The organism is Nonomuraea sp. NPDC049309 (assembly GCF_043196965.1).
In the GTDB taxonomy this organism is placed as follows: domain Bacteria; phylum Actinomycetota; class Actinomycetes; order Streptosporangiales; family Streptosporangiaceae; genus Nonomuraea; species Nonomuraea fastidiosa.
Map to the genome: position 1 here is coordinate 273,802 of NZ_JBICSH010000005.1, position 25,699 is coordinate 299,500.

23 protein-coding genes are annotated in these 25,699 nt (G+C 74.6%); 10 read left to right on the forward strand and 13 right to left on the reverse strand.

Translation table 11 applies throughout. From position 1 onward, the window contains the following. Positions 1-220: 220 nt before the first annotated feature. Genes ACGFIM_RS29670 through ACGFIM_RS29680 form a run of 3 tightly spaced genes read left to right on the forward strand, consistent with a single transcriptional unit; the run spans position 221 to position 3,673 of the window. The gene (locus ACGFIM_RS29670; RefSeq protein ID WP_393206634.1) at positions 221-1,105 is read left to right on the forward strand and encodes a carotenoid biosynthesis protein; all 885 of its coding nucleotides are present in this window, start codon (positions 221-223) and stop codon (positions 1,103-1,105) included. Continuing rightward, complete coding sequence (locus ACGFIM_RS29675; RefSeq protein ID WP_393206637.1) at positions 1,093-2,550, forward strand: phytoene desaturase family protein; 1,458 nt, start codon at positions 1,093-1,095, stop codon at positions 2,548-2,550. Before ACGFIM_RS29670 ends, ACGFIM_RS29675 begins: the two co-directional genes overlap by 13 nt. A gap of 7 nt (positions 2,551-2,557) precedes the next feature. Beyond that, complete coding sequence (locus ACGFIM_RS29680; protein WP_393206641.1) at positions 2,558-3,673, forward strand: glycosyltransferase; 1,116 nt, start codon at positions 2,558-2,560, stop codon at positions 3,671-3,673. On the opposite strand, the gene ACGFIM_RS29685 is transcribed toward ACGFIM_RS29680, so the two are convergent. Continuing rightward, positions 3,624-4,229 (reverse strand): glycerol-3-phosphate acyltransferase, encoded by a 606-nt coding sequence (locus ACGFIM_RS29685; protein ID WP_393206644.1) that lies wholly within the window; start codon positions 4,227-4,229, stop codon positions 3,624-3,626. The genes ACGFIM_RS29680 and ACGFIM_RS29685 overlap by 50 nt on opposite strands. Here ACGFIM_RS29685 and ACGFIM_RS29690 point away from each other — a divergent pair. Then, entirely contained in the window at positions 4,195-5,061 is an 867-nt protein-coding gene (locus ACGFIM_RS29690) for a spheroidene monooxygenase (RefSeq protein ID WP_393206647.1), read from the forward strand. The two genes, ACGFIM_RS29685 and ACGFIM_RS29690, sit on opposite strands and share 35 nt — an antisense overlap. 8 nt (positions 5,062-5,069) lie before the next feature. Here the strand turns inward: ACGFIM_RS29690 and ACGFIM_RS29695 are convergent, their stop codons facing one another. Genes ACGFIM_RS29695 through ACGFIM_RS29710 form a run of 4 tightly spaced genes read right to left on the reverse strand, consistent with a single transcriptional unit; the run spans position 5,070 to position 10,012 of the window. Further along, the gene (locus ACGFIM_RS29695; protein ID WP_393206650.1) at positions 5,070-6,056 is read right to left on the reverse strand and encodes a phosphate acyltransferase; all 987 of its coding nucleotides are present in this window, start codon (positions 6,054-6,056) and stop codon (positions 5,070-5,072) included. Continuing rightward, a complete protein-coding gene (locus tag ACGFIM_RS29700) occupies positions 6,053-6,955 on the reverse strand; it encodes a phytoene/squalene synthase family protein (protein WP_393206652.1) in 903 nt (300 codons plus the stop codon). Before ACGFIM_RS29700 ends, ACGFIM_RS29695 begins: the two co-directional genes overlap by 4 nt. Continuing rightward, on the reverse strand, positions 6,952-8,406 hold the full coding sequence (locus ACGFIM_RS29705; protein WP_393206655.1) for a phytoene desaturase family protein: 1,455 nt from the start codon (positions 8,404-8,406) through the stop codon (positions 6,952-6,954). The genes ACGFIM_RS29700 and ACGFIM_RS29705 overlap by 4 nt, the downstream gene beginning before the upstream one ends. Then, positions 8,399-10,012: a polyprenyl synthetase family protein gene (locus ACGFIM_RS29710; protein ID WP_393206658.1), complete on the reverse strand. Its 1,614-nt coding sequence runs from the start codon at positions 10,010-10,012 to the stop codon at positions 8,399-8,401. The genes ACGFIM_RS29705 and ACGFIM_RS29710 overlap by 8 nt, the downstream gene beginning before the upstream one ends. A 277-nt stretch (positions 10,013-10,289) precedes the next feature. On the opposite strand from ACGFIM_RS29710, the gene ACGFIM_RS29715 reads away from it, so the two are divergent. Both ACGFIM_RS29715 and ACGFIM_RS29720 read left to right on the forward strand, forming a co-directional pair. Then, positions 10,290-10,631, forward strand: coding sequence for a metalloregulator ArsR/SmtB family transcription factor (locus ACGFIM_RS29715; protein ID WP_364064827.1), 342 nt, complete (start codon positions 10,290-10,292; stop codon positions 10,629-10,631). After that, the gene (locus tag ACGFIM_RS29720) at positions 10,628-12,472 is read left to right on the forward strand and encodes a SulP family inorganic anion transporter (RefSeq protein ID WP_393206661.1); all 1,845 of its coding nucleotides are present in this window, start codon (positions 10,628-10,630) and stop codon (positions 12,470-12,472) included. The genes ACGFIM_RS29715 and ACGFIM_RS29720 overlap by 4 nt, the downstream gene beginning before the upstream one ends. A gap of 25 nt (positions 12,473-12,497) precedes the next feature. Here the strand turns inward: ACGFIM_RS29720 and ACGFIM_RS29725 are convergent, their stop codons facing one another. Both ACGFIM_RS29725 and ACGFIM_RS29730 read right to left on the reverse strand, forming a co-directional pair. Further along, a complete protein-coding gene (locus ACGFIM_RS29725; RefSeq protein ID WP_393206664.1) occupies positions 12,498-14,171 on the reverse strand; it encodes an FAD-binding dehydrogenase in 1,674 nt (557 codons plus the stop codon). 217 nt (positions 14,172-14,388) lie between these two features. Then, positions 14,389-14,925, reverse strand: coding sequence for a DUF488 family protein (locus tag ACGFIM_RS29730; protein WP_393206666.1), 537 nt, complete (start codon positions 14,923-14,925; stop codon positions 14,389-14,391). Positions 14,926-15,129: 204 nt separating this feature from the next. On the opposite strand from ACGFIM_RS29730, the gene ACGFIM_RS29735 reads away from it, so the two are divergent. Next, the gene (locus ACGFIM_RS29735) at positions 15,130-15,843 is read left to right on the forward strand and encodes an aspartate/glutamate racemase family protein (RefSeq protein WP_393206669.1); all 714 of its coding nucleotides are present in this window, start codon (positions 15,130-15,132) and stop codon (positions 15,841-15,843) included. 27 nt (positions 15,844-15,870) lie between these two features. Here the strand turns inward: ACGFIM_RS29735 and ACGFIM_RS29740 are convergent, their stop codons facing one another. From ACGFIM_RS29740 to paaZ, 6 genes are all read right to left on the reverse strand, one after another. Next, positions 15,871-17,307 (reverse strand): dihydrolipoamide acetyltransferase family protein, encoded by a 1,437-nt coding sequence (locus ACGFIM_RS29740; RefSeq protein WP_393206672.1) that lies wholly within the window; start codon positions 17,305-17,307, stop codon positions 15,871-15,873. Further along, entirely contained in the window at positions 17,304-18,353 is a 1,050-nt protein-coding gene (locus ACGFIM_RS29745; RefSeq protein ID WP_393207760.1) for an alpha-ketoacid dehydrogenase subunit beta, read from the reverse strand. Before ACGFIM_RS29745 ends, ACGFIM_RS29740 begins: the two co-directional genes overlap by 4 nt. 10 nt (positions 18,354-18,363) lie before the next feature. Continuing rightward, positions 18,364-19,461: a pyruvate dehydrogenase (acetyl-transferring) E1 component subunit alpha gene (gene pdhA, locus ACGFIM_RS29750; RefSeq protein WP_393206674.1), complete on the reverse strand. Its 1,098-nt coding sequence runs from the start codon at positions 19,459-19,461 to the stop codon at positions 18,364-18,366. A gap of 404 nt (positions 19,462-19,865) precedes the next feature. After that, positions 19,866-20,405 carry an Lrp/AsnC family transcriptional regulator gene (locus ACGFIM_RS29755; RefSeq protein WP_393206677.1) on the reverse strand — a complete coding sequence of 180 codons (540 nt, stop codon included), beginning with the start codon at positions 20,403-20,405 and terminating at the stop codon, positions 19,866-19,868. A gap of 153 nt (positions 20,406-20,558) precedes the next feature. After that, positions 20,559-21,350, reverse strand: a complete 792-nt coding sequence (locus ACGFIM_RS29760; RefSeq protein ID WP_393206679.1) for an enoyl-CoA hydratase/isomerase family protein — start codon at positions 21,348-21,350, stop codon at positions 20,559-20,561. Then, positions 21,347-23,392, reverse strand: coding sequence for a phenylacetic acid degradation bifunctional protein PaaZ (gene paaZ / locus ACGFIM_RS29765; protein WP_393206682.1), 2,046 nt, complete (start codon positions 23,390-23,392; stop codon positions 21,347-21,349). Before paaZ ends, ACGFIM_RS29760 begins: the two co-directional genes overlap by 4 nt. A 104-nt stretch (positions 23,393-23,496) precedes the next feature. Between paaZ and paaA the strand changes: the two genes are divergently transcribed. Genes paaA through paaC form a run of 3 tightly spaced genes read left to right on the forward strand, consistent with a single transcriptional unit; the run spans position 23,497 to position 25,693 of the window. Continuing rightward, positions 23,497-24,459: a 1,2-phenylacetyl-CoA epoxidase subunit PaaA gene (gene paaA / locus ACGFIM_RS29770; RefSeq protein WP_393206685.1), complete on the forward strand. Its 963-nt coding sequence runs from the start codon at positions 23,497-23,499 to the stop codon at positions 24,457-24,459. Next, a complete protein-coding gene (gene paaB / locus ACGFIM_RS29775) occupies positions 24,456-24,749 on the forward strand; it encodes a 1,2-phenylacetyl-CoA epoxidase subunit PaaB (protein ID WP_364064855.1) in 294 nt (97 codons plus the stop codon). Before paaA ends, paaB begins: the two co-directional genes overlap by 4 nt. A gap of 11 nt (positions 24,750-24,760) precedes the next feature. Beyond that, on the forward strand, positions 24,761-25,693 hold the full coding sequence (gene paaC, locus ACGFIM_RS29780; protein ID WP_393206690.1) for a 1,2-phenylacetyl-CoA epoxidase subunit PaaC: 933 nt from the start codon (positions 24,761-24,763) through the stop codon (positions 25,691-25,693). Positions 25,694-25,699 lie beyond the last annotated feature (6 nt).

A 25,699-nucleotide genomic window follows, 5' to 3' on the forward strand; every position in this document is an offset into this window, starting at 1 on the left:
TGTGCCCGGCTACCCGAGGGCTTCCCGGGGCAACCTCTGGGCGTGCCCCGATGAACCTCCGCGTTCGGTAATGAACCCCGCCGACCAGCGAAAAGGGCGATCTTTGCCTCGTTCCAGACGATCTCTTGGGGGGCGGCCGGGCACGTTCGTCCCGGACTCATAGCGCCCTCGAGCAGAGAAGACCTCGAACAGAGAAGACCTCGAACAGAGAAGACGGAGTGTGAAGCGGACGCCGGGCGAACGGACGGCAGGCGCGGCCATCGGGCCGGCCCGCGCGCTCGGCGTGCTGTCGCTGCTCGCCATGACGGCGGTGCAGGTGGCGTCGGGGCTGGACGTGCGGCCCGAGCGGTACGTCACCGCGATCGTGGCGCTGCTCGCGGCGAGCGCGGTCGCCTTCGCCGCGGACGCCTGGGGGCCGCGCAGGGCGGTCGGCGCGTTCTGCGCGGCGGTGCTCACGGGGTACGCGGCCGAGCTGGCGGGGGTGCTGACCGGGTTTCCTTTCGGGTCCTACTCCTATACCGGCGTGCTGTGGCCGCAGGCGGGCGGCGTGCCCGTGGTGGTGACGCTGGCCTGGGGCGGCATGGGGCTGGCGGCGTACGCGGTGGGCGCGGCGCTTGCGACCGGCTGGGGGCGGGTGTTCGCGGGGGCGTGCGCGCTGACGGCGTGGGATCTGTTCCTCGACCCGCAGATGGTCGGGCTCGGGCTGTGGAGGTGGGCTGATGACGGCTTCTACCGGGGCATTCCGCTGAGCAACTTCGCCGGGTGGCTGCTGGTGTCGGCGCTGGTCATGCTCGTCATCGGGCGTGCCGCCCGGGAGCCCGGCCCGGCGAGCGGGCTGCTCGTGCTCTACACGGTCATGGCGGTGATGGAGACGGTCGCGTTCGCGGCGGTGTTCGTGCCGCCGGATCCGCTGGTGGCGGCGGCCGGCGGGCTGGCGATGGGCGGGTTCGCCGTGGCGTCGTGGAGGCGGGCCTGCGGGCGGGCCCAGGGGCGGGCGCAGAGGTGGGCACAGAAGCGGGCTCAGGGGCGGACACAAAGGCGGGCTCAGGGGCGGGCACAAAGGCGGGCACAGGGGCGGGCACGGAGGCGGGCATGGCAGAGGTGACGGTCATCGGCGGCGGGGTGGGCGGCATGGTGTGCGCGCTGCTGCTGGCCAGGCAGGGCCACGAGGTCCGCCTGTACGAGCAGCGCGAACGGCTCGGCGGCAAGCTGGCCGAGCACCACAGGGACGGTTTCACCTTCTCGCTCGGCCCCTCGCTGCTCACCATGCCCGGCCTCTTCCGCGAGCTGGGCCTGCGCCGCGAGCTGATCGAGCCTGAGCCGCTGTGCCGCTACCGCTTCGCCGGCGGCGGCGTGCTCGACGCCCGGCGGGACCCGGAGCTGATGGCCGCCGCCGTGGAACGGCTCGCGCCCGGCGAGGGGCGGGCCTGGCGGGCCTTCTACGAGTGGGCCAGGGGCTGCCTGCGGGCGGCCGGACGTACCGCGTTCGCCGGGCCGCTGATCCGGCCGCCGGACGGGGCGCGGCCGTCCGACCTGCTCGCGGTCGCGCCGGGCCGCACGCTGGACGGGCTGGCCCGCCGCTTCTTCCGCGACCCGCGCCTGCGGCAGTACGTCGGCCGCTACGCCACCTACGCCGGGTCGAGCCCGTACGACGCGCCCGCCGCGCTCGGCTGCGTGCCCGCGCTGGAGCACGGGCAGGGCGTCTGGTACGCGCCGGGCGGCCTCGCCAGGCTGGCCGACGACCTGGCGCTGCTGCTCAAGGCGGCGGGCGCGCAGGTGTTCCTGTCGGAGCCGGTCGCCGCGGTCGAAGCGGACGGCTCCCGCGTCACCGGGGTGCGGCTGGCGAGCGGTCGGCGGGTGCGGGCGGACGTCGTGGTCGCGGGCATCGACGCCGCCGCCCTGTACGGCCGGCTGCTGCCGGACCGGCGGCGGCTGCGCAGGATCGCCAGGCTCGGCCCCTCGTCGTCGGCGCTGCTCGTGCTGGCCGGGGTGGAGGGCCGCACGCCGGGTCTGCCGCACCACTCGGTGCTGTTCTCCGCCTCCTACGAGCGGGAGTTCGACGACATCTTCCGCCGCCGGGTGCCGCCCCGCGATCCGACCATCTACGTCGGCTGCTCGGCGGTGGACGACGACTCCCAGGCGCCGCAGGGGGCGGAGAACTGGACGCTGCTCGTCAACGTGCCCGCCCGCGATCCGGCGCGGTGGCCGACGCGGGTCGAGTCGTACCGGGATCTGGTGCTGGAGCGGCTGGCCGAGCGCGGCCACGACCTGTCGGGGCGGCTGCGCTTCGCCGACGTGTTCACACCGGCGGACCTGCGCGACCGTTACGGCTCCTGGGGCGGCGCCATCTACGGCGGCGCCCATCGGGGGCGGTTCTCGCCCTTCCTCCGGCCCGGCAACCGGGGGCCCAGGCGGGGGCTGTACCTGGTCGGCGGCTCCGTGCATCCGGGCGGCGGGCTGCCGATGGTGACGATGGGCGCGAAGATCGTGGCGGGGATGGTGGCGCGCGACTTCCCGCACGCGGGCGCCGGGCGCGGCGGGGCACGGTGAAGGCGTCGTGAGGGCGCTCGACGTCGCGCAGCTCGCCGCCGGGGTCGTCGCGGCGGCGCGGCTGGCGCGGGGGCGGCGGCGGTTGCCGGCGCTCGCGTCGCGCACGACGGCCCGTACGACGATCTCCGTCGTCGTCCCCGCGCGGGACGAGGCGGCGCGCATCGGGCCGTGCCTGCGGGGCGCGCTCGCCGCCCCGGCCGTCACCGAGGTGATCGTCGTGGACGACGGGTCGCAGGACGGCACCGCGAGCGTGGCCGCCGCGCTGGGCGCGAAGGTGATCACCGGCGCGCCGCTGCCGGACGGCTGGGTGGGCAAGCAGTGGGCGCTCCGGCAGGGCGTCCGCGCCGCCACCGGCGAGATCGTGGTCACGCTGGACGCCGACGCGCGGCCGGAACCCGGGCTGTTCGGCGCGCTGGCGTGCGCGCTCGAACGCTACGACCTGGTGAGCGCCGCCCCGAGGTTCGCCTGCGACGGCCCGCTCGAGCAGGCGCTGCACGCCTCGATGCTGGCGACGCTGGTCTACCGGTTCGGCCCGGCGGGCCCGCTGACGCCGCCGCCTGCGCACCGGGTCGTCGCCAACGGCCAGTGCATGGCGTTCCGGCGCGAGCAGCTCACCCGCGCGGACGGGTTCGCGCTCGTACGCGACCGCATGACGGACGACGTGGCGCTGGCCCGCTGCCTGGCGGGGCGCGGCTGGTCGGTGGGGTTCCTCGACGCGGGGGCGCTGCTCGAGGTGGACATGCACGACTCGGTGGCCGAGCTGTGGCGGGAGTGGGGACGTTCGCTGCCGCTGCGCGACGTGACCGGCCCCGGATGGCAGGCGGCCGACCTGGCGGTGATCTGGCTGACCTGCGCGCTGCCCGCGCTGCGCCTGGCCGCCGGGCGGCCCACCGGCCTGGACGCGGGTCTGCTGGCGATGCGGCTGCTGCTGGCGTGCGCGCTGCGCGGCAGCTACCGCGATCCCGGCCCGGGACTTGCGCTGTCGCCGCTGCTCGACCCGGCCGCCGCGCTCCGGCTCACGCTGGCGACGCTGCGCCCGGTGCGTACGTGGCGGGGCCGCACGTACCCGCGGGTCACCGCCGGCGCCCGGCGAGCGCGGCCTGGGCGAAGCGCAGCCCGATGAGGCACATGAGCACGCCGGTCGCGGCCACCTGCGCCACGGGCGCGAACAGCAGCTGCAGCACCGGAATCCCGAACACCGCCACCCGCGCCCCCACCGCGAACGACCGCGTCACCCACGCCGTCACCGCCAGCACCACCACCCCGAGCAGGAAGGCCGCAGGGCAGATGACCGCCACCCCACCCGCGAAGGTGAGAATCGACCGCCCGCCGCGGAACCCGGCGAACACCGGCCACGCGTGCCCGATCATCGCCGCGCCCGTCGCCGCGTACACCGGCAGCACGCTGGCCCCCGTGACCGTGCCGAGCCCGGTGACGTGCGCGCCGCTGAGCACCAGCGCCAGCAGCGCGGCCAGCGTGCCCTTCGCCGTGTCGCCCGCGAACACCGGGATCGCCGCCCTGGCTCCGAGCTGCTCCTTGACGTTCCAGTACCCGGGGTTGCGGTCGCCCGCCTCGCGCGGATCGACGCCGTGCCTGCGCGCCGCCAGCACCGCGACCGGCACCGAGCCGAGCAGGTAACCGGCGATGAGCGCGACCGGCACGATCCCTGCCTCAGCCATCGCGTCGTTCCACCTCGTCAGGTACGACGATCTCGGGGCGATGAGCCACATGGCCTTCGACCGGCCGCTGCTGCGCGGCACCCCGGGGCTGCGGTTCTGGCGGCTGCTCGGCACGGGACGCGGGCGGGCCATGTCGCTCGGGGCCGACCTGCGGCGGTGGGCGCTGTTCGCGGTCTGGCGGTGCGAGGACGATCTGGAGGCGTTCCTGCGTACCTCGCCGATCGCCGCGCGGTGGCGGGCCGAGGCGCGCGAGCGGTGGCAGGTGCGGCTGGCTCCGCTGGCCTCGCGCGGCACCTGGTCGGGACGCGACCCGTTCGCCGGCGAGCGGGTCGCGTCCCGGATCGGCGAGCCGATCGGGGGCGGGCCCGGCGAGCAGGGCGAGCGGCCCCGCCAGGGCGGCGACCAGCCCGGTCAGCACGGCGACCGGCGCGGCGCTCTGACCGTGCGGGGCGGCGGCCCCCTGGCCGTGCAGGAGGGCGGGGCCGGTCCCGCACGCGGCGGCGGGCCGGTCGCCGTGCTGACCCGGGCGTCGATCAGGGCCAGGCGGCTGGTCGCGTTCTACCGTTCGGTGCCCTCCGTCGAGGAGCTGCTGCGGCGGCAGGACGGCTGCCTGGCCTCGATCGGCATGGGCGAGTGGCCGGTGGCCAGGCAGGCGACGTTCTCGCTGTGGCGGGACGCGGCGGCGGTGCGCGCCTTCGCCTACCGGGGTGCTGCGCACCGGCAGGTCATCGAGCGGGTACGCGCCGACGACTGGTACGCCGAGGAGCTGTTCGCCAGGTTCGTCCCGTACGCCAGCGAAGGCACCTGGGACGGTGCCGACCCGCTCCGCTGACCCCCGCGTCATGTGACGGGCTCCGCCGTGGTGGCGTCGATGCCGTGCACCGCGCCCTGCCCGGCCAGGTCGCGGGCGACGGCGCAGGCGCGGGCGATGGTGGCGGCGGGCGAGGAGCCGTGGGCGATGACGACCGTGCCGCGCAGCCCCAGCAGGGCCGCGCCGCCGTGGGTCTCGGGGTCGTAGCGGCGGGCCACCTCGGCGAGCCGTTCCGGGGAGGCGATCCCGGCCTCGGCCACCATGGCCAGCGTCGTGCGTACGCACCCTTCGACGTTCTTCAGCAGCACGTTGCCGGTGAACCCGTCGGTGACGATCACATCCACGGTGCCCGCCAGCACGTCGTGCCCCTCGATGTTGCCGTGGAAGCGCAGCGGCAGCGCGGCCAGCAGCTCCCCGGCCCGGCGGCACAGCCGGTTGCCCTTGCCCGGCTCCGCGCCGATCGACAGCAGCCCCACCAGCGGGTCGGGACGGCCCAGGACCGCCCGCGCGTACCCCGCGCCGAGCACGGCGAACTGCGCCATCATGGCCGGGCTCGGGTCGGCGGTCGCGCCCGCGTCCACCAGCACGCTCCCGCCGCCGCGCAGCGCGGGCAGCACCACCGCCAGCGCGGGGCGCAGCACGCCGGGTGCGCGGCCGATGCCGCGTACCGCGCAGGAGACGGCCGCCCCGGTCGAGCCCGCCGACACGAACGCGCCGCCCTCTCCGCCGCCGACCAGCGCGCAGCCCACCGCGAGGCTGGACCGGGTGAGCGCGGCGGCCCCCGCGCCGCTCTCCGCCATCGGCACCACCTCGTCGGCGTGCACGACCGCCACCTCGCCGAGCGCGTCGTGCCTGCGCAGCTCCGCCTCCACGACGGTCCGCGCGCCGACCAGCACGACGTTCACGCCGTGCGCGCGGCGGGCGAGCACCGCCCCGGCGACCGTCGCGGCCGGCGCGTGATCGCCGCCCATCGCGTCCAGCACCACGGGCGGCTCCCCCGGTGACGGGGCCGTCACGGCAGCTCCACCCGGACGCGGAGTTCGGCCCTGCCCGCCTGGGCCGAGCCGAGCAGGTGGCGGGCGAAGACGGCGGCCTTGCGGCGGCGCGGCACGCGCACCCGGCCGGCGAGCACCTCGAACGACCGCCGCTCGATCTCGTCGAGGATCCCGCCGTACAGCTCCACGGCGGCCCGCACGCACGGCCGGGACGACGCCGTGAGCAGGCCGATGCCACCGGCGGCGGCCCGGTAGTGCGCGCGGGCCCGCTCCGCTTCGAAGGCGAGCAGCTCCCGCACGGCCGGCCGGGCACGGCGGCCGCCCAGCTCGTCCGGGTGCACCCCGAACGTGTCCAGATCGGCCATCGGCAGGTAGATCCGGCCGCGGGCGTGGTCCTCGCGGACGTCGCGCAGGAAGTTCGTGAGCTGGAAGGCCAGGCCGAGCTGCCTGGCGGGCTCGCGTGCCGCCTCGGCGCGGCCCGGTTCGGGCTCCAGCACCGGCAGCATCATCGTGCCGATCGCGGCGGCCGAGCCCGCCATGTAGCCGAGCAGGTCGTCGTAGGTGGCGTACCGGGTGACCGACAGGTCGGCGCGCATCGAGGCGAGGAACGCGGCGACGTCGCCGTGGTCGATGCCGAACGAGCGCACGGTGTGCAGGAACGCGGGCAGCACCGGGTCTCCGTCGACCGGCTTTCCCGCCAGCCCGTCCTCGACCCGGGCGGCCAGCCGGTCCAGCGCGCGTGCGCGGTCACCGGTCACCGTGAACGAGTCCACGATCTCGTCGGCGTAGCGGGCGAACCCGTACAGGGCGTGCACGTGCCGCCTTTTCCAGCGGGGCAGCAGCCGGGTGGCCAGGTAGTAGGAGCGGCCGTAGCGGGCGTGCAACCGCCGGCAGCGCTCGTAGCTGGCGGTGAGCGTCAACGGTGCTCCTTCAGGATGCGCTGGGCGGCGAGCCGGCCCGAGATGAGCACCGGCGGCACGCCGACCCCTGGCGCGGTGTACATGCCGGCGAAGTGCAGCCCCGGCACCCGGCGGGCGACGGCCGACGGGCGCAGCCAGGCCGTCTGGGTGAGGCGGTGGTCCAGCGCGAACGGGGTGCCCGCGCTGTGCCCGCGTGCCGCCCATGCGGGCGGGTCGAGCACCAGCCGGGGCGCGTCCGCGAGGTCGCCGTAGCCGAGCGCGGCCAGGCGATCGAGCAGCCGCGACTCCAGCAGGGGGCGCAGCCGCCGCCAGTCGGCGCGGCGCAGGTTGGGTGCGGGTTCGAGGACGCTCAGCGTGGCGTGGCCCGGCGGCGCCGACTCGCCGTCGGGGCGCGGGCAGGTGACGAGCAGGCTCGGGTCCGGCTGGGGCCGGCCCCGATCAAGCGCCTTGAACGTCTGCCGCCAGGTGCGCCCGAAGTGCAGCGTGTGGTGCGCCTGCCCGTCAGGGACGTGGTCGAGACCGGCGTGCAGCACCAGGCAGCTCGGCGAGTGCCGGGGGCGGCGCAGCCGCCAGTCGCCGGCCAGGGCGGGCAGCATCCTGCGGGCCGCCAGCCGGTCGCAGGCCACCACCACGTGGCGGGCGGTCAGCCGTTCGCCGTCGTCGAGCAGCACGCCCGTGACGCCGTCGCCGTCGGTCAGGATCTCCAGGGCGCGCACGCCGTACCTGGTGGTCGCGCCCAGCTTCTCCAGCAGCGCGGCGAGCGCGAGCGGGATCGCGTACATGCCGCCGTGCTCGGGGAAGTAGACGCCGCCGACCGTGTCCATGTGGGCGATGACGGCGTAGACGCCGAGGGCGCGCTGCGGCGGCAGGCCCACGTACAGGGCCTGGAAGGTGTGCGCCTTGATCAGCCTCGGGTCGGTGAGGTGGCGGGCCGCCAGGCGGTCCAGCCGGCGGAAGCCGCCCAGCGCCGCCAGGCGCAGCAGCGCGGCCGGCCTGGCGAGCGCGCGCAGCCGGGTCATGTCGGCGTCGATGAACGCCGGCCACTCGACGCGGAACATCTCCTCCAGCAGCGCGCGGTAGCGCTCGTAGCGGGCGGCCTCGGCGGGGCCGCACAGCGTACGGACCTGGTCGATCATCGCCTCCCGGTCGGGCCGCACGTCCAGCCTGGACCCGTCGTCGAACACCATCCGGTACGACGGGTCGAGGCGGCGCAGCGGCACCCAGTGGCGCAGCTCCTCACCGGCCGCTCCGAACACCTCGGCCAGCACGTCCGGCATGGTCAGCACGGACGGCCCCGCGTCGAACCGGTACGGTCCGACCCGCGCGGTGCCGCAGCACCCTCCGGGCTCGGCCGTGGCCTCGACCAGTGTGACCTGCCGCCCGGCCCCCGCCAGGCACACCGCCGCCGCCAGCCCGCCGAGCCCCGCCCCGACGACCACCACGTCACTCATCGCCCCGCCCTTCGGCCCACGCCCCGGGACGGTCCGTGAACGCCTCGGCATCGCCGCCGGACTCCGAGTCCCCGATTCCGCCCGCGGGAAGTGAGCCCGCCCCGCCACCTGCCCTCGCCGGCGCTCCAGCCGCCGAGCCGACCTGGGCGGCCGAGCCGGCCCAGGTCGGGCGGGTTCCGGTGGGCAGGCCGAACGCCACGGCCGAGCCGCCTTCGGCGGCCGGGCCGGAAGGCGCATCCGTGCCTGGGTCCTGAGTGGGGGGCTTTGTGGCCTTCCTGTCCCCTTGTACCGGCGTGGCGGGGGACTTCGCGGCCTCACCGCCCTCCTGTGCCGGCGTGGCGCGTCCGCCGGTGGCGGTGGGCTGCGCCTGGGGCGCCGCGGCGCCGGGCGATCGGGTGGCCGCGGCGGCCAGGTCGGTCAGGGCGCGCCGGACGTCGGGCGGGAGGCCGGGCGGTTGGTCGAGGGCCGCGACCGCCTCGGCGACCAGGCCGGCGATGCGGCGCTCCGCCGCTTCCAGGGCACCGCACCCGGCGATCAGCCGGCGGGCCTCGGTCACGCCTTCAGGGCCGGTGATCGCGTCGAGCGCGGGCGCGCCGCCGGTCAGCCTGCGGGCCTCGGCGAGCAGGTACGTGGCCTTGCCCTGGAGCAGGTCGGCCCCAGCGGGCTTGCCGGTCACGGCGGGGTCGCCGAACACGCCGTTGATGTCGTCCCTGAGCTGGAACGCCTCGCCCAGCGGCAGCGCGTACGCCCTGAGCAGGCGGCGCGTCGGCGCGGACCCGCCCGCGACGGCGTGCCCGAGGAGGAGCGGCCGCTCGACGGTGTACTTGCCGGACTTGTATAGCGAGATCAGCCGGGCCTGCTCCTCTTCCGCCGTCCCGCCGCTCTCCCCGGCCTCTCGTCCACCGGCAGGGCCCTGCTCCGCAGCCTTCCCGTCGGCAGGGGTCTGCCCGGCGGCCTCCCCGCCGCTCCCTGGTGCGGTGTCTCCCGCCTCATCGTCGGCTCGCGTACCGGTAGAGGGCCGGGCGCCGGACGAAGGGCGCTCGGCGGGAGTGCCGGCGGTGAAGGTGCGGGTGAGGTCGAGGTACTGGCCGCCGATGGCCTCCACGCGGAGCCGGTTCAGGTGGTCGAGGGCGGCGGGCAGATGGGCGCCGGTCTCCAGGATGGCCGCGTCGGCCCAGGTCAAGGCGAGCAGCGCGAGCAGCGTCGCCACCGACTCGCCGAAGCGTTCGGGATCGCCGCGCAGGCCTTTCGCGCGGTGCAGGCCGGCGAGCGCGACGTGGGCGGGCGGGCGGCCGCGTCGCGCGCCCGCTTCGTCCATGATGTCGTCGAGCAGCAGCGCCGCCGCGTGCACCAGCTCGACGGCGCACGCCGCGGGCAGCACCTCCTCAGGCCGCTCTCCGCCCCCGGCGCGGTAGCCCCAGTAGACGAACTCCGGCCGCAGCCGCTTGCCGCCTCCGAGCACGAAGGCGACGAGGTGCTCGCGCACCAGCCCGGCGTCTTCGTCGTCCAGGAACGCGAGCCGGCCGAGCTGCCGTTCGAGCAGGCGCTCCAAGTGGCGGTCGACCAGCTCGCGTACGTAGCCGGTCCGCGCCGTCACCGTGTCCATGCACACAGCTCCTTGTCGCCGTTCGGATATCTGTCAGAGGAGCCGACCCTGATTACGTAGAGCTATGACCCGTAGCAACACGGTAACCATCGGACGCCGCATCCCAACCGGGACACGCCAGGAAGACCGTCCGAACACCCCGCCGACCGGCCGTGACGGACCGTCTCGCGAAAGTCGAAGAAGCGAAATTGCGATTTTTCGCAATTCATTGGAAACTAACCCGGGTCATCCCATGATCCGAGCACCCCAAGAAAGCATGGAAAGGACGCACGTCGAGATGTCGGTGCCCTTGTACGAGGCGAAAGCCGAGCTGTTCCGCCTGCTGGGGCACCCCGTGCGCATCCGGGTGCTCGAACTGCTGCAGGACGGCCCCAAGCCGGTGCGCGACCTGCTGGCGGAGATCGAGGTGGAGCCGACCGGGCTGTCGCAGCACCTGGCCGTACTGCGCCGCTCCGAGCTGGTCACCGCGCGGCGTGACGGCTCCACCGTGGTGTACGCGATGTCCGGCGGCGACGTGGCCGAGCTGCTGCGCGCGGCCCGCCACCTGCTCCAGGCCAAGCTCTCCGGCCGGCACGAGCTGCTGAACGAGCTCCTCGAAGCGGAGGCCGGCGAGCGGTGAACGACCTGCTCCTGGCGGGCTGGGCCCGCCTGCGCTCGGTCCTGCCCGCCCGCGCCGACCTGGCCGCCTTCGGCCGCCACCCGCGCCGCGACCTGCTGGCCGGGCTGACGGTGGCGATCGTGGCGCTGCCGCTCGCGCTCGGCTTCGGCATCTCCAGCGGTCTCGGCGCCGAGGCGGGCCTGGCCACGGCCGTGGTGGCGGGCGCGCTGGCGGCCGTGTTCGGCGGCTCCGCGCTGCAGGTGTCGGGGCCGACCGGCGCGATGACGGTGGTGCTGGTGCCGATCACGCACGCGTACGGACCCACCGGCGTGCTGACCGTCGGGGTGATGGCCGGGGTCATCCTGCTCGGCCTGTCGCTGGCACGGGCGGGACGGTTCATGACCCTGGTGCCGGCCCCGGTGGTGGAGGGCTTCACGCTGGGCATCGCCTGCGTGATCGGCCTGCAGCAGGTGCCCGCCGCGCTCGGCGTGCCGACTCCGGAGGGCGACAAGGTCCCGGCGGTGGCCTGGCAGGCGGTGCTCGACTTCGCCGCCCGTCCCAACTGGGCCGCGCTCGCGATGGCCGGCGCGGTCGCCGCGGTCATGCTGGCAGGCGCGCGGTGGCGGCCGACCGTGCCGTTCTCGCTGCTGGCGGTGGCCGCCGCGACGATCGTCGCCGAGCTGGTGGAGCTGCCGGTCGACCGCATCGGCGAGCTGCCCGCCGGGCTGCCCGCCCCGTCGCTCGCGTTCCTGGACGTCTCCGCGCTCGGCTCGCTGATCGCCCCCGCGATCGCGGTCGCCGCGCTGGCCGCGCTGGAGTCGCTGCTGTCGGCGGCCGTCGCGGACGGCATGAGCGTCAACCACAAGCACGACCCCGACAAGGAGCTGTTCGGCCAGGGCCTGGCCAACCTGTTCGCGCCGCTGTTCGGCGGCGTGCCGGCCACGGGCGCGATCGCGCGTACGGCGGTCAACGTGCGGGCGGGCGCCACGTCCCGGCTGGCCTCGCTCGCGCACGCCGCGATCCTGGGCGTGATCGTGTTCACCGCCGCCGACCTGGTGGGCAGGATCCCGCTCGCGGCGCTGGCGGGCGTGCTGCTCGCCACGGCGGTGCGCATGGTCGAAGTCGGCTCGGTACGCGCGATGCTGCGCTCCACCCGTTCCGACGCCCTCGTGCTGGCGCTGACCGCGATCGCCACGCTCGCGCTCGACCTGGTGGCGGCCGTCATCATCGGTCTGATCGTGTCCGGTGCGCTCGCGCTGCGGGCCATCGCCCGCAACGTCCGGCTGGAGGACGTGCCGCTGCACCGCGATCTGCCCGGCGACCACGACGAGGAGGAGGAGCGTGCGCTGCTCGCCGAGCACATCGTGGCCTACCGGCTGGACGGCCCGCTGTTCTTCGCCGCCGCGCACCGCTTCCTGCTGGAGCTGTCGGAGGTGTCCGACGTGTCCGTGGTCATCCTGCGCATGTCGCGGGTCACCACGATCGACGCCAGCGGCGCGCTGGTGCTCGGTGACGCGATCACCCGGCTGGAACGGCGCGGCGTCACGGTGCTGGTCTCCGGCATCCGCGACGGCCACCACAAGCCGCTGCGGGCGCTCGGGGTGATCGCCCGGCTGGACGAGGCGGGGCGGGTCTTCGCCTCCACGCCCGAGGCCATCGCCGCGGCCCGCCGCCTGCTCAGCGAGGCCGGCATCCTCCCCGCGAACCGGTCCGCGGCTCCCGGGCCGGTCGGCGCGGGCCGCACCGGCGGGCCCGACGATCCGGCCGGCGCGCCCCCGTCGAGCGAACCCGCCGGTCCCGTCGGTGCGGGCTCCTCGGGGGAGCCCGCCGAGCCCGCAGGCCCCGCGCCCACCGCCAGTTAGAGCGGCGCGCCGCCGACCGGCCGCGTCACGCGACCGCGTCGGCGGCGGCGCGGCCCGCGCTGCGGCCGGAGAACAGGCAGCCGCCGAGGAAGGTGCCCTCCAGGGCGCTGTAGCCGTGGACGCCGCCGCCGCCGAACCCGGCCGCCTCGCCCACCGCGTACAGGCCGGGGACGGGCGCGCCATCGGCGCCGAGCGCCCGCGAGTCGAGGTCGGTCTGGATGCCGCCGAGGGTCTTGCGGGTGAGGATGTGCAGCTTGACGCCGATGAGCGGGCCCGCCTGCGGGTCGAGGATGCGGTGGGGCGCGGCGGTGCGGGTGAGCCGGTCGCCGAGGAAACGGCGGGAGTTGTGGATGCCCTGCACCTGCGCGTCCTTGCTGTAGGGGTTGGCGATCTGCAGGTCGCGGGCCTCGATCTGGCGGCGCAGCTCGGCGGCGTCGAGCAGCGGCTTGTCGGTGAGGTCGTTCATCTTGGCGACGAGCTCGTCCAGCGTGCGGGCCACGACGAAGTCGGCGCCGTTCCGTTTGAACGCCTCGACCGGCGCGGGCGCGCCCTTGCCGAAGAGCCGGCTGCGCAGCACGGCCTTGCGGTCGCCGCTGGTGATGTCGGGGTTCTGCTCGGAGCCGGAGAGCGCGAACTCCTTCTCGATGATCCGCTGGTTGAGGATGAACCAGGAGTGGTCGTACTCGGCGATGTCGGGCGTGGTGCGCAGGTACTTCAGCGTGGCGAGGGTGTCGTAGCCGGGCAGGCAGGGGTCGGGCAGGCGGCGGCCGAGCGCGTCGAACCACAGCGACGACGGCCCCGGCAGGATGCGGATGCCGTGACCCGGCCAGATGGGGTTCCAGTTCTGCACGCCCTCGGTGTAGTGCCACATGCGGTCGCGGTTGACCATGCGGGCGCCGGCGGCGGCGCTGATGCCGAGCATGCGCCCGTCCACGTACGCGGGCACGCCGATGATCATGTTCTGCGGCGGGGTGCCGAGCCGCCGCGGCCAGGACTCGCGGACGAGGTCGAGGTCGCCGCCGATGCCGCCGCTCGCCACGATGACGGCCTGCGCGGTCAGCTCGAACGAGGCGGTCACGTCGCGGTTGGAGGCGACACCGCGCGGCGAGTCGTCACCCGCCAGCACGCTGCCGCGCACGCCGGTGACCGCGCCGTTCTGGACGATCAGCTCGTCCACCCGGTGGCGGTGATGGAAGCGGAGCAGCCCGGCGTCGGCGGCCCTTCTCGCGGCGCGTACGAACGGCGCCACCACGCCGGTGCCGGTGCCCCAGGCGATGTGGAAGCGGGGCACGGAGTTGCCGTGACCGTCGGCGCGCAGGCCACCGCGTTCGGCCCAGCCGACGACGGGGGTCAGCTTGATGCCCTGGGCCTCGATCCAGGAGCGTTTCTCGCTCGCGGCCCACTCGACGTACGCGCGGGCCCACCGCTCGGCCCACAGGTCCTCGTCGTCGAGGCGGTCGAAGCGGGCGCTGCCCTGCCAGTCGTTCCAGGCCAGCTCGAAGGAGTCCTTCACGCGCAGGCGGCGCTGCTCGGGCGAGTCGACGAGGAACAGCCCGCCGAACGACCAGTACGCCTGCCCGCCCAGGTTGGCCGCGCTCTCCTGGTCGACCAGCGCCACCTTGCGTCCCCTGCTGGTCAGCTCCTGGGCCGCGACGAGCCCGGACAGGCCCGCGCCCACGATGATGACGTCCGCGTCCATGGCGGCACTCCTTTCTCCAGCACTCCGGCGGCGTGCTGCTGCCGTGGCGGGAACATCATGACGTATCGGGCGCCGCTCCCCCACGCGTCCGCGCGCCGCTCGCCGCGCTCGCGCAGCACGGGCGAGGGCACGGGCGAGGGCACGGTGAGTGGCACAGCGGTCGAGGCCGATTCCGCAGAGGGAGCCGGCGCGACCGCGGCGTCCGCGTGGGCCGGCGTCACGTGCCGCCTTCGGGCGGCGGATAGACGAGATGCCCGTCGACGACCCGCGCGTGCTCGTGGAGCTCCGCGGGCGGCGCCGAGGTCGCCGACATGATGTGCACGACCTCGACGCCTGCCACGATCAGCGCGTCGGTGATCAGGCGGCGGTGGCAGCGCCACGGCACGGCCTCGCTGCACATGATCGCCGGGCGCTCCTGTTCCGCCAGCTTGAGCAGCTCGTCCAGGCCGCGCCGGAACTCGTCGGTGGCCATGTGGTCGGCGTAGTCGCGGAACGCCTTGACCTCCCACGCGCCGTTGGGGCTCTGGACGCCCTCCGGGGTGTGCCGCCGCCCGCCCAGCTCGCGGATCCACCGGTAGCCGATGCCGGGAGGCAGCGCGTCGATGACGGCCGGCTGGTTCCACTGCGGGAACGTGCGCGACGACGGGAACGACCGGACGTCCACCAGGCACGTGACGTCGTGGGCGCGCAGCATCTCCAGCACCTCGCCGAACGCGCGGTTGGAGTGGCCGATCGTGCAGACGCGGTTCGTCATCGTGATGCCTCCGCTCCCCGAGGAGCACACCGCAGGGCTCTCCACGCTATCGCGCGGCGCGCATCACCCCGCGCTCCGACGCCACGGCCACCGCCGCACGAACCCCACCTGCGCCGGGCGCGCCGCTGCCGATGGGTCATGGCCGCCGGACGGGCCCGGCAGGATTTCCCAAGTGCGGAGAAACCGGGCAGGGTGGAGTCCGTGATGCGCACCATCGGACTGATCGGCGGCATGAGCTGGGAGTCCTCCGCCGAGTACTACCGGATGCTGAACGAGGAGACCCGCCGCCGTCTCGGCGGGCACCACTGTGCGAAGAGCATCATGCTGACCGTCGACTTCGCCGAGATCGAGGCGATGCAGCGCGACGGCGCGTGGGACCGGGCGGGCGAGCTGCTCGCGCGGGCCGCCGGGAGCCTGGAGCGGGCGGGCGCGGACCTGATCGTGCTGTGCACCAACACCATGCACCAGGTCGCGGACGCCATCGAAGGCGCGGTGAACGTGCCGTTCGTGCACCTCGTGGACGCCACCGCGCGCCGGATCGCGGCGGCCGGGCTCACCACGGTGGGCCTGCTCGGCACCCGCTTCACGATGGAGATGGGCTTCTACCGCGAGCGGATGCGCGGCCACGGCATCGACGTGCTGGTGCCCGGCGAGCCGGACCGCACGCTCGTGCACGACGTCATCTACCAGGAGCTCACCCTGGGACGCGTGGAACCGGCGTCGCGGGAGGCGTACCGGCGGGTCATCGCCGATCTCGCCGGGCGCGGCGCGCAGGGCGTCATCCTCGGCTGCACCGAGATCACCCTGCTGGTGGGCCAGGACGACAGCCCCGTCCCGGTGTTCGACTCCACCCGCATTCATGTGGAGGCCGCCCTCGACCTCGCCCTCGTGCCGGACGCGGCCGTGCGCACGGCGTAGGCGCGCAGGCCGGGGGCGGCCTGGTGGTCAGAGATCGGCGAGCAGGATCGCCGGGTTCTCCACGCAGTCGGCCACGTGCCGCAGGAAGCCGCCCGCCGCTCCCCCGTCGCAGACCCGGTGGTCGAACGTCAGCGAGAGCTGGGCGATCTTGCGGGGGACGACGGCGCCGTCGTGCACCCACGGACGCTCGATGACGCGGCCGACGCCGAGCAGCGCCGCCTCCGGGTGGTTGATGATCGGGGTGGAGCCGTCCACGCCGAAGACGCCGTAGTTGTTGAGCGTGAACGTGCCGCCGGTCAGCGACTCGGGCGGCAGCTTGCCCGCCCTGGCCAGGCCGGTGAGCCGCTTCAGCTCGGCGGCGAGCTGGGCCGTCGTCATCAGGTGCGCGTCGCGGACCACGGGCACGACCAGGCCCCGGTCGGTCTGGGCGGCGAAGCCGAGGTGGATGCGGCCGTACCTGACGATTTCGGAGCGGCCCGTGTCCACCGTCGAGTTCAGCTCGGGGAAGCGGCGCAGGCCGTCCACGCAGATGCGGGCGAGCAGCGCCAGCAGCCCGATGCCGAGCTGCGGGCGGGTGCGGCGGAGCGCGTCGCGGGCGGCCACGAGGTCGGTGGCGTCCATGTCCACCCAGGTCGTGGCGTCGGGGATCTCGGCGCGGCTGCGGCTCAGCTTCTCGGCCACGGCCCTGCGCACGCCGCGCAGCGGGATGCGCTCGACCTCCGCGGACGCCGGCCGGGCCTCCCGCGTCTCCGTCCTGGCCTCCTGCGGCACCGGCCCGGCGGCCTGCTCGCTCGTGGCCGTTCTCGCCCGCTCGATGGCCTGCTCGACGTCGCGCCGCAGGATCACCTCGCGAGGACCGGTGGGGGTGATGCCGGCGAGGTCGATGCCGTGCTCGCGGGCGATCCTGCGCACCAGCGGCGAGATCACGCGCGGCGCCTGCCGCCGGGTCTCATCCGGGACGGCCCGCCGGAGCGGGCGCGCCTCACCCTCCCCGGCAGGGCGCGCCTGCGCCGCTCGTGGCTTCGCGGCATCCTCCGGCGTGGCCTGCCGGAGCGGGCGCGGGCCGGTCAAGGGTGACGTGCCGGCCGCGGACGGCGCGGCGGTGGCGCGGCGACGGCGGCGGGAGGACGGGCGGTGGCCGGTGCCGTAGCCGATGAGGACGTTGCCGCTGCCCGCCCGCTCCTCCTCCCGGTACTGCGCGGCCGCGGGATCCTCGGACCCGATCTCGATGAGCGGCTCCCCCACCGACAGGACCGCGCCGGGCGCGGCGTGCAGCGCGAGCACGGTGCCCGCGTACGGCACCGGCACCTCCACCGCCGCCTTGGCCGTCTCGACCTCCACCACGATCTGGTCCACCTCGACGGTGTCGCCGACCGCGACCTTCCAGTCGAGCACCTCGGCCTCGGTCAGTCCCTCGCCCAGGTCGGGCAGCCGGAACACCTGGCGCGTGCCGGTGGCCGTCATGACGCCTCCCTGCTCAGGTGCAGCAGGTCGGGCTGGTCGTCGAACTGGAGCCGGTCCACTGCGTCGAGCACCCGGTCCGCGTCGGGCAGGTGGGTGTGCTCCAGCTTGGGCGGCGGGTACGGGATGTCGAAGCCGGTGACGCGCAGCACGGGCGCGGCCAGCGAGTGGAAGCAGCGCTCCTGGACACGGGCGGCGATCTCCGCGCCGACCCCGGCGAAGCCCTGCGCCTCCTGGATCACCACGCACCGCCCGGTCTTACGGACCGACGCCACCACGGTCTCGTCGTCGAACGGCACGATGGTCCGCAGGTCCACCACCTCCAGCGAGCGGCCCTCCGCGGCGGCCGCCTCCGCTGCCTGGAGCGCGACGGGCACGCCCGGCCCGTACGCGACGAGCGTGGCGTCGTGCCCCTCGCGCCGCACCACGGCCCGGCCGAAGCCGGGGGCGCGCCGCTCCGCGGGCGAGAAGTCCTCCTTGGCCCAGTACAGCCGCTTGGGCTCCATGAAGATCACCGGGTCGGGGTCGGCGATGGCGTCGCGCAGCAGCCAGTACGCGTCCTCGGCGGTGGCGGGCGTGACGACCTTCAGCCCGGGGGTGTGGGCGTAGTACGCCTCGCTGGAGTCGCAGTGGTGCTCGACCCCGCCGATGCCCCCGGCGAACGGGATGCGGATCACCATCGGCAGCGACACCCGGCCCCGGGTGCGGTTGCGGGTCTTGGCCACGTGGGAGGCGATCTGCTCGAACGCCGGGTAGGCGAAGGCGTCGAACTGCATCTCGACGACCGGGCGGAAGCCGCCCATCGCCATGCCGACGGCCAGGCCGACGATGCCGGACTCGGCGAGCGGGGTGTCGAAGCAGCGCTCCTCGCCGAACTCCCTGGTCAGCCCGTCGGTGATGCGGAACACGCCGCCGAGCGGGCCGACGTCCTCGCCGAAGACGAGCACCCGCTCGTCCTCGCGCATCGCGTCGCGCAGCGCGGCGTTCAGCGCCTGCGCCATCGTGGTCGGCTTCCGCGCGGAAACGGGCGCGGGCGCGGATACGGACATGGCGGTCATGTCACTCCTCCGTGGCGGTCAGCTCGGCCCGCAGCAGCTCGCGCTGCTCGCGCAGCTGCGGGGTGGGCTCGGCGAAGACGTGGTCGAACAGCTCGAACGGGTCGGTCTCCGGGTCGGCGTTCATGCGCTCGCGGACGCGGGCGGCGTACTCGTCGGCGGCCCGCGCGGCGGCGGCCACGCCCTCGTCGTCCAGCAGGCCCCTGCCGCGCAGGTAGGTCTCCAGCCGGGTCAGCGGGTCGGCCTGGGCCCACCGGGCGACCTCCTCGTCGTCGCGGTAGCGGGTGGGATCGTCGGCGTTGGTGTGCGGGTCCATCCGGTACGTGTGCGCCTCGACCAGGAACGGCCCGCCGCCCGCGCGGGCCCGCTCGACCGCCGTGGTCAGCACGGACAGCACGGCGACCAGGTCGTTGCCGTCCACCTGCTCCGACGGCACGCCGTATCCGACGCCCTTGTACGCCAGCGCGGGCGCCGCGGTCTGCCTGGCCAGCGGCACCGAGATGGCGTACTTGTTGTTCTGCACGAGGAACACGACCGGGCAGCGCAGCACCCCTGCGTAGTTGAGCGCCTCGTGGAAGTCGCCCTCGCTGGTGCCGCCGTCGCCGATGAAGGCCAGCACGACGGCGTCCTCGCCCTTGCGGCGCAGCGCCTCGGCCATGCCGACCGCGTGGATCGTCTGGGTGGCGAGCGGCGTGCACTGCGGGGCGACGCGGGCGGCCTGCGGGTCGTAGCCGCAGTGCCAGTCGCCGCGCAGCAGCGTGAGCACTTCCACCGGGTCGAGGCCGCGGGAGACGAGGGCCACGCTGTCGCGGTAGGTGGGGAACAGCCAGTCGGTGTCGCGCAGCGCGAGCACGCCGCCGATCTGGCAGGCCTCCTGCCCCAGGCTGGAGGGGTAGACGGCGAGCCGGCCCTGCTTGGTCAGCGCGGTCGCCTGGCGGTCGAACCTGCGGCCGACGACCATCCGGCGGTAGGCCTCCGTGAGCCGCTCGCCGTCCGGCATCGGGTAGTCGGCGGGGGGATCGACGGCGGTGCCGTCCTCGGCGACGAAGCGCACCGGGACCGGCGCGGGGAGGAGACCGTCGACCACCTGGGGATGGGACATGGCGACGCTCGCTTTCTCTGGACGGTGGACAAGGCAAGCGTCCGCGTCGCGTGCCAATCGTTCAAGACATCAGCGCTGATAGGCGACAAATGGCCGCAAAGCACTCTTCAGGCGGCCATTTGTCGATCCAGCTCCCGGCCAGGACGGCCCCCGCCGGACGTTTTGCCGCCCGCCCGCTCCCGCGCGACGGCGCACCAGGCACAAGGCAAGGCCAGCGTGCTGAGGCCCGCCCAGGCGAAAGGCCCACCCGGACACGAGGAGGCGGACGCGAGGAGGCGGACACGAGGCGCGCAGGCGGGCGGACGAGGGCGCAGGCGGGCGCAAGAGCGCAGGCGGGCGCAAGAGCGCAGGTGGGCGGACGAGGGCGCAGGCGGACGCAAGAGCGCAGGTGGGCGCGAGGGTGCTCAGGGGCGGGGGCGGGTCCAGTGCGCGCCCTGGCCGCGGGCCTCGTCGAAGACCAGCCATGTCCGCGTGGCCCGCACGCCCGGGATGTCCTGGATGCGTTCGAGCACGACGTGCCGCAGCGCCGCGTTGTCCGGCGTCCTGACCAGCGCCAGCACGTCGTAGTCGCCGCCGACCATGGCGAAGTGCTCGACGTAGGGGGTCTCGCGCAGCCGCGCCGACACCTGCCGCCAGGAGTTCTGCTCGATGGTGATCGACACGTACGCGCTGGTGCCGAGGCCCGCCTTGGCCGGCGAGATCTCGGCGGTGAAGCCGGTGATCACGCCGTCCTCCATGAGCCGGGTCAGCCGGGCGTACGCGCTGGCCCGGGAGATGTGCACGTGCTCGGCGAGGGTGCGCACGGACATGCGGCCGTCGCGGCGCAGCTCGGCGATGATGGCGCGGTCGACGTCGTCGAGCGGGGCGGCGGCCCGTTCCGGCCATGCGTCGCCGCCCGGGACGCCCGCCGCGCCGCCGGGTGCCGTGGACGGGTGGCTCTCCATGCCCTCACTCCTTGCCCATGCTCTCCGGATGCCCGCCCGCGTCCCTCATTCCCCGCCGGAGGTCCGCAGGCCGCCCGCACGCCCGTGCGGGACATCCGCGGGTGCCCGCCCACCGGAGCGGCGAGCGGGCGGCCGTCACTCATGAAGGGTCTCTCAGCGGCCTTCGAAGGCGGGTTTGCGCTTGTTCAGGAACGCCTCGACGGCGGCGGCGTGGTCGGCCGTGCGCCCCAGGCGGGCCTGGGCGACCGCCTCGGCCGCCAGCGTCGCGCCGAGGTCGCGTCCCCACGCGTCGGCGATGAGCCGCTTGGACTCGGCGTAGGCGGCGGTGGGCCCGGCCGCGAGCCGTCCGGCCAGCTCGCGCGCGGCCGTGGCCAGCTCGCCGGGCGGCACCACGCGACCCGCGATCCCCCATGCGAGGGCCTGCCGCGGCGTGAACGTCTCGGCGAGCAGCACCAGCTCCCTGGCCCGCGCCTCGCCGACCGCGCGGGTGAGCGTGGCCGACAGGCCGGAGTCGCAGGTCAGCCCGATCGAGCAGAACGCCGTGCCGAGCACCGCGTCGTCGGCGAACACCCGCAGGTCGCAGGCCAGCGCCAGGGCGAGCCCCGCGCCCACGCAGGTGCCGCCGACGGCCGCGACCACCGGCTTGGCCATGGTGGCGAGCAGCCGCACGATCGGGGCGTAGTCCTGCTCGACGGTGTCGAAGGCGTGCCCGGGGTCGTCGCGCAGCGCCGCCGCGTGCTCGGCCAGGTCCTGGCCGGCGCAGAACGCCCCGCCGGCGCCGGACAGCAGCACCGCGCGCACGGAGGCGTCGGCGGCGACCTCCTCCAGGGCGTGGCGCAGCTCCAGCTTGGTCTTGGCGTCGAGCGCGTTGCGGCGCTCGGGCCGGTTCAGCGTGACGGCCGCCACGGCGCCGTCGCGTTCGACGAGGACGCAGGCGCCGCTCACGAGGCGTCACCGTCCCAGGTCTTGGCGACCAGGGTGAGCACGTCGTACGTGGCGACGGGCTGCCCCTCCTGGTTGGTCACCACGGCGTCCCAGCGCACCTCGCCGTAGTCGGCGCTGCGGCGCGGGGTGATCTGCTTGACGGTGAGGGTCACGGCGATGCTGTCGCCGGCCTTGACCGGGGTGAGGAAGCGCAGCGAGTCCACGCCGAAGTTGGCCAGCACCGGTCCGGGAGCCGGGTCGACGAAGAGCCCGGCGGCCAGCGAGACGACCAGGTAGCCGTGGGCGACGATGCCGCCGAACAGCGGGTTGCGCGCGGCCGCTTCGGGGTCGGTGTGCGCGTAGAAGGTGTCGCCGGTGAACTCGGCGAAGTGCTCGATGTCCTCCAGTGTGACCGTGCGCGGCTCGGAGGCGATGGTGTCGCCGATGCGCAGCTCGGCCAGCGACTTGCGGAAGGGGTGCACGTCGCTCTCGCGGCGGGCGGCGCCGGGCGTCCAGCGGCCGGTGACGGCGGTGAGCAGGTCGGGCGAGGCCTGGACGGCGGTGCGCTGCATGTGGTGCAGCACGCCGCGGATGCCGCCCAGCTCCTCGCCGCCGCCGGCCCTGCCGGGGCCGCCGTGCACGAGGGTGGGCAGCGGCGAGCCGTGCCCGGTGGACTCCTTGGCGTCGTCGCGGTCGAGCACCAGGACGCGGCCGTGCCAGGGCGCGAGCCCGAGCACCACGGACCTGGCGACCTCGGGGTCGTGGGTGGCGACGGAGGCGACGAGGCTGCCGCGCCCCTTGGCGGCCAGGGCGACGGCCTCGTCCAGCCCGTCGTAGGTGAGCACGGTGCTGACCGGGCCGAACGGCTCGACGTCGTGCGGCTCGGTGGCGCCCGGCCTGGCCCGCAGCACGAGCGGGGTCATGAACGCGCCGCGCGTGGCGTCGCCGTCCAGCAGCGGCCCGCCCGCGGGGTCGCCGAACACCACGTCGGCGCTCGCCCGCAGGGCCTCGACGGCCTTGCGGACCTCCTCGCGCTGGGCGAGACCGGCCAGCGCTCCCATGCGCACGTCGGGGTTGCGCGGGTCGCCGACGGTCACCTTGGCCAGGCGGGCGGCCAGCGCCTCCTCGACCTGCGCGGCCATGGACGAGGGCACCAGCACGCGGCGGATGGCGGTGCACTTCTGCCCGGCCTTGACCGTCATCTCGGTGACGACGCCCTTGATGAACAGGTCGAACTCGGGGTCGTCCGCGCGTACGTCGGGGCCGAGGATCGAGCAGTTGAGCGAGTCGGCCTCGACGCCGAGCACGACGCCGCCGTCCAGCACGTTGGGGTGGCGGCGCAGGATGCCCGCGGTGTGCGCGGAGCCGGTGAAGGCCACGGAGTCCTGCACGGTCAGCTCGTCGAGCAGCCCGCCCGCGCTGCCGGCGAGGAGCTGGAGCGAGCCTTCCGGCAGGATGCCGGAGTCGATGATGAGGCGGACGGCCCGTTCGGCGAGGTAGGCGGTCTGGCTCGCGGGCTTGACGATCGTGGGCAGGCCGGCGAGGAAGGCCGGGGCGAGCTTCTCCAGCATGCCCCACACGGGGAAGTTGAAGGCGTTGATCTGCACGGCCACGCCCGGCCTGGAGGTGTAGATGTGCTGGCCGGCGAACGTGCCGCCCTTGCCGAGGCGTTCCAGGCCGCCGTCCAGGTAGACGGTGTCGTTCGGCAGCTCGCGCACGCCCTTGCTGGAGTAGCTGAACAGGGTGCCGATGCCGCCGTCCACGTCGATGGCGGTGTCGCGGGAGGTGGCGCCGGTGCGCACGGACAGGGCGTACAGCTCCTCCTTCCGCTCCAGCAGGTGCTTGGCGAGCTCCTTGAGCAGGCCGGCCCGCTCGTGGAAGGTGAGCGAGCGCACGGCGGGACCGCCGGTCTCCTTGGCGTACCTGACCATCGCGGCGACGTCGAGGCCGCGGCTGGAGATGCGCGCGACCTCCTCGCCCGTGGCCGCGTCGAGCAGCGGCTCTCCCTCGTCGGCCGCGCGGAACCACCGTCCGGCGGCATAGCTCTCCAGCAGCGTGCTCACATCATCTCCTCTCGCCTGGCGCGACCTTGCGCGGGCGCCCCTCTGTGTGCGACCTTATTACTGACCGAGCGATAAGTAAATGAGCCCGAGGTGTCGGAGGAACGATGACGACCACTCCAGCGGAGCCGGACCTCGAGGCCCGGCTGCAGGCGGGGTTCGAGGCGACCATCGCCCGCAACGACCGCATCGAGCCGCGCGACTGGATGCCCGACGCCTACCGCAAGACGCTCATCCGCCAGATCGCCCAGCACGCGCACTCCGAGATCATCGGCATGCAGCCGGAGGGCAACTGGATCAGCCGCGCCCCCTCGCTGCGCCGTAAGGCGATCCTGCTCGCCAAGGTGCAGGACGAGGCGGGTCACGGGCTCTATCTGTACTCCGCGTGCGAAACCTTGGGCGTCTCCCGGGCCGAGCTGACCGAGCTGCTGCTCGCCGGCAAGCAGAAGTACTCGTCGATCTTCAACTATCCGACGCTGTCGTACGCCGATGTCGGCACCATCGGCTGGCTGGTGGACGGCGCCGCGATCTGCAACCAGGTGCCGCTGTGCCGCACCTCCTACGGCCCGTACGGCCGCGCGATGATCCGCATCTGCAAGGAGGAGTCGTTCCACCAGCGGCAGGGGTACGAGCTGCTGATGACGATGATGCGCGGCACCGACGAGCAGCGTGCCATGGTGCAGGAGTCGGTGAACCGGTTCTGGTGGCCGTCGCTGATGATGTTCGGCCCGCCGGACGACCGCTCGCCCAACAGCGCGCGTTCGATGGCCTGGGGCATCAAGCGCAACTCCAACGACGAGCTGCGCCAGAAGTTCGTGGACATGACGGTCCCGCAGGCCGAGGCGCTCGGCGTGACGCTGCCCGACCCCGAGCTGCGCTGGAACGAGGAGCGCGGGCACTACGACTTCGGCGAGCCCGACTGGGACGAGTTCGCCGCCGTGCTGCGCGGCGACGGGCCGTGCAACGCCCAGCGCATGGCGCACCGCAGGGCCGCGCACGAGGAGGGCGCCTGGGTGCGCGAGGCCGCCATGGCGTTCGCCGAGCGCTCAAGAGAGGAGGCCGCGCGATGACCGCGGACCGCAGGGAGTGGCCGCTGTACGAGGTGTTCGTACGCGGCAAGCGCGGGCTCAACCACGTGCACGTCGGCTCGCTGCACGCCCCCGACGACCAGATGGCGCTGCGGCACGCCCGCGACGTCTACACCCGCCGCAACGAGGGCGTCAGCATCTGGGTCGTGCGCGCCGACGCCATCACCGCCTCCAGCCCCGACGAGAAGGACCCGCTCTTCGCGCCCAGCGGCGACAAGGTCTACCGGCATCCGACGTTCTACGAGATCCCGGCCGACGTCCCGCATATCTGATCGGATCACCTATGAACGACGTGAACGACGGCGGACACGGCAGCATCTTCGATGGCCTGCTGGAGGCCGGCGACTCCGGGCAGTGGGCCTTCGGCACGGACTTCGAGGACCCGCTGGCCGGCGTCGACACCACCACGCCCGACGGGGTGGACCCGGCCGGGCTGGCGGCGTACTGCCTCATGCTCGGCGACGACGCGCTGATCATGTCGCAGCGGCTGTCGGAGTGGTGCAGCCGCGCCCCCGACCTGGAAGAGGACATCGCGCTCGCGAACATGGCGCTCGACCTGCTCGGTCAGGCGCGGCTGCTGCTGGCGCGAGCGGCGGCGGCCGACCCGTCCGCGGTGCCCGCGCTGCCCGAGGGCTCGCCGGTGCCGCCGGAGGACCGGCTCGCGTTCTTCCGCGACGACCGCGAGTTCCGCAACGTGCGGCTCGCCGAGGTGCCGAACGGCGACTTCGCGCACGTGGTGGTGCGGCTGCTGCTGTTCTCCGCGGCCCGGCTCGCGGTGTTCGAACGGCTGCGCGCCAGCCGCGACCAGGTGCTGGCCGCCGTCGCGAGCAAGGGCGTCAAGGAGCTCGCCTACCACCGCGACTGGGCCGGGCGCTGGTTCCTGACGCTGGCGCGCGGCACCGAGGAGTCGCACCGCAGGCTGCTCGCCGCGCTCGACGCGCTGTGGCCGCTGCGGGCCGAGCTGGTCGCCTCCCATCCGCTCGAACGGTCGATGGCCGAGGCGGGGGTGGGCGTGGATCCCGCGTCCGTGGCCGGCGAGGTGGACGCGGTCGTCGACCAGGTCCTGGCCGTGAGCGGCGTCGAACGTCCTGAGCGGGCGCCGCTGGCGGGCGTCGGCGGGCGTACCGGAAGGGACGGCATGCACACCGAGGCGCTGAGCAGGCTGCTCGCCGAGATGCAGGTCGTCGCCCGCGCACACCCGATGGGGCGCTGGTGAACGCCC

Bases quoted from the DNA above. Each gene is read 5' to 3' on its own strand.
- ACGFIM_RS29685 (WP_393206644.1), bottom strand. From the start codon at position 4,229: ATGGCTGAGGCAGGGATCGTGCCGGTCGCGCTCATCGCCGGTTACCTG.
- ACGFIM_RS29690 (WP_393206647.1), top strand. From the start codon at position 4,195: ATGAGCGCGACCGGCACGATCCCTGCCTCAGCCATCGCGTCGTTCCAC.
- paaB (WP_364064855.1), top strand. From the start codon at position 24,456: ATGACCGCGGACCGCAGGGAGTGGCCGCTGTACGAGGTGTTCGTACGC.
- ACGFIM_RS29715 (WP_364064827.1), top strand. From the start codon at position 10,290: ATGTCGGTGCCCTTGTACGAGGCGAAAGCCGAGCTGTTCCGCCTGCTG.
- ACGFIM_RS29755 (WP_393206677.1), bottom strand. From the start codon at position 20,405: ATGGAGAGCCACCCGTCCACGGCACCCGGCGGCGCGGCGGGCGTCCCG.
- ACGFIM_RS29725 (WP_393206664.1), bottom strand. From the start codon at position 14,171: ATGGACGCGGACGTCATCATCGTGGGCGCGGGCCTGTCCGGGCTCGTC.
- ACGFIM_RS29705 (WP_393206655.1), bottom strand. From the start codon at position 8,406: ATGAGTGACGTGGTGGTCGTCGGGGCGGGGCTCGGCGGGCTGGCGGCG.
- ACGFIM_RS29740 (WP_393206672.1), bottom strand. From the start codon at position 17,307: ATGACGGCCACCGGCACGCGCCAGGTGTTCCGGCTGCCCGACCTGGGC.
- ACGFIM_RS29675 (WP_393206637.1), top strand. From the start codon at position 1,093: ATGGCAGAGGTGACGGTCATCGGCGGCGGGGTGGGCGGCATGGTGTGC.
- ACGFIM_RS29710 (WP_393206658.1), bottom strand. From the start codon at position 10,012: ATGGACACGGTGACGGCGCGGACCGGCTACGTACGCGAGCTGGTCGAC.
- ACGFIM_RS29735 (WP_393206669.1), top strand. From the start codon at position 15,130: ATGCGCACCATCGGACTGATCGGCGGCATGAGCTGGGAGTCCTCCGCC.
- ACGFIM_RS29730 (WP_393206666.1), bottom strand. From the start codon at position 14,925: ATGACGAACCGCGTCTGCACGATCGGCCACTCCAACCGCGCGTTCGGC.
- pdhA (WP_393206674.1), bottom strand. From the start codon at position 19,461: ATGTCCCATCCCCAGGTGGTCGACGGTCTCCTCCCCGCGCCGGTCCCG.
- paaA (WP_393206685.1), top strand. From the start codon at position 23,497: ATGACGACCACTCCAGCGGAGCCGGACCTCGAGGCCCGGCTGCAGGCG.
- paaC (WP_393206690.1), top strand. From the start codon at position 24,761: ATGAACGACGTGAACGACGGCGGACACGGCAGCATCTTCGATGGCCTG.
- ACGFIM_RS29745 (WP_393207760.1), bottom strand. From the start codon at position 18,353: ATGTCCGTATCCGCGCCCGCGCCCGTTTCCGCGCGGAAGCCGACCACG.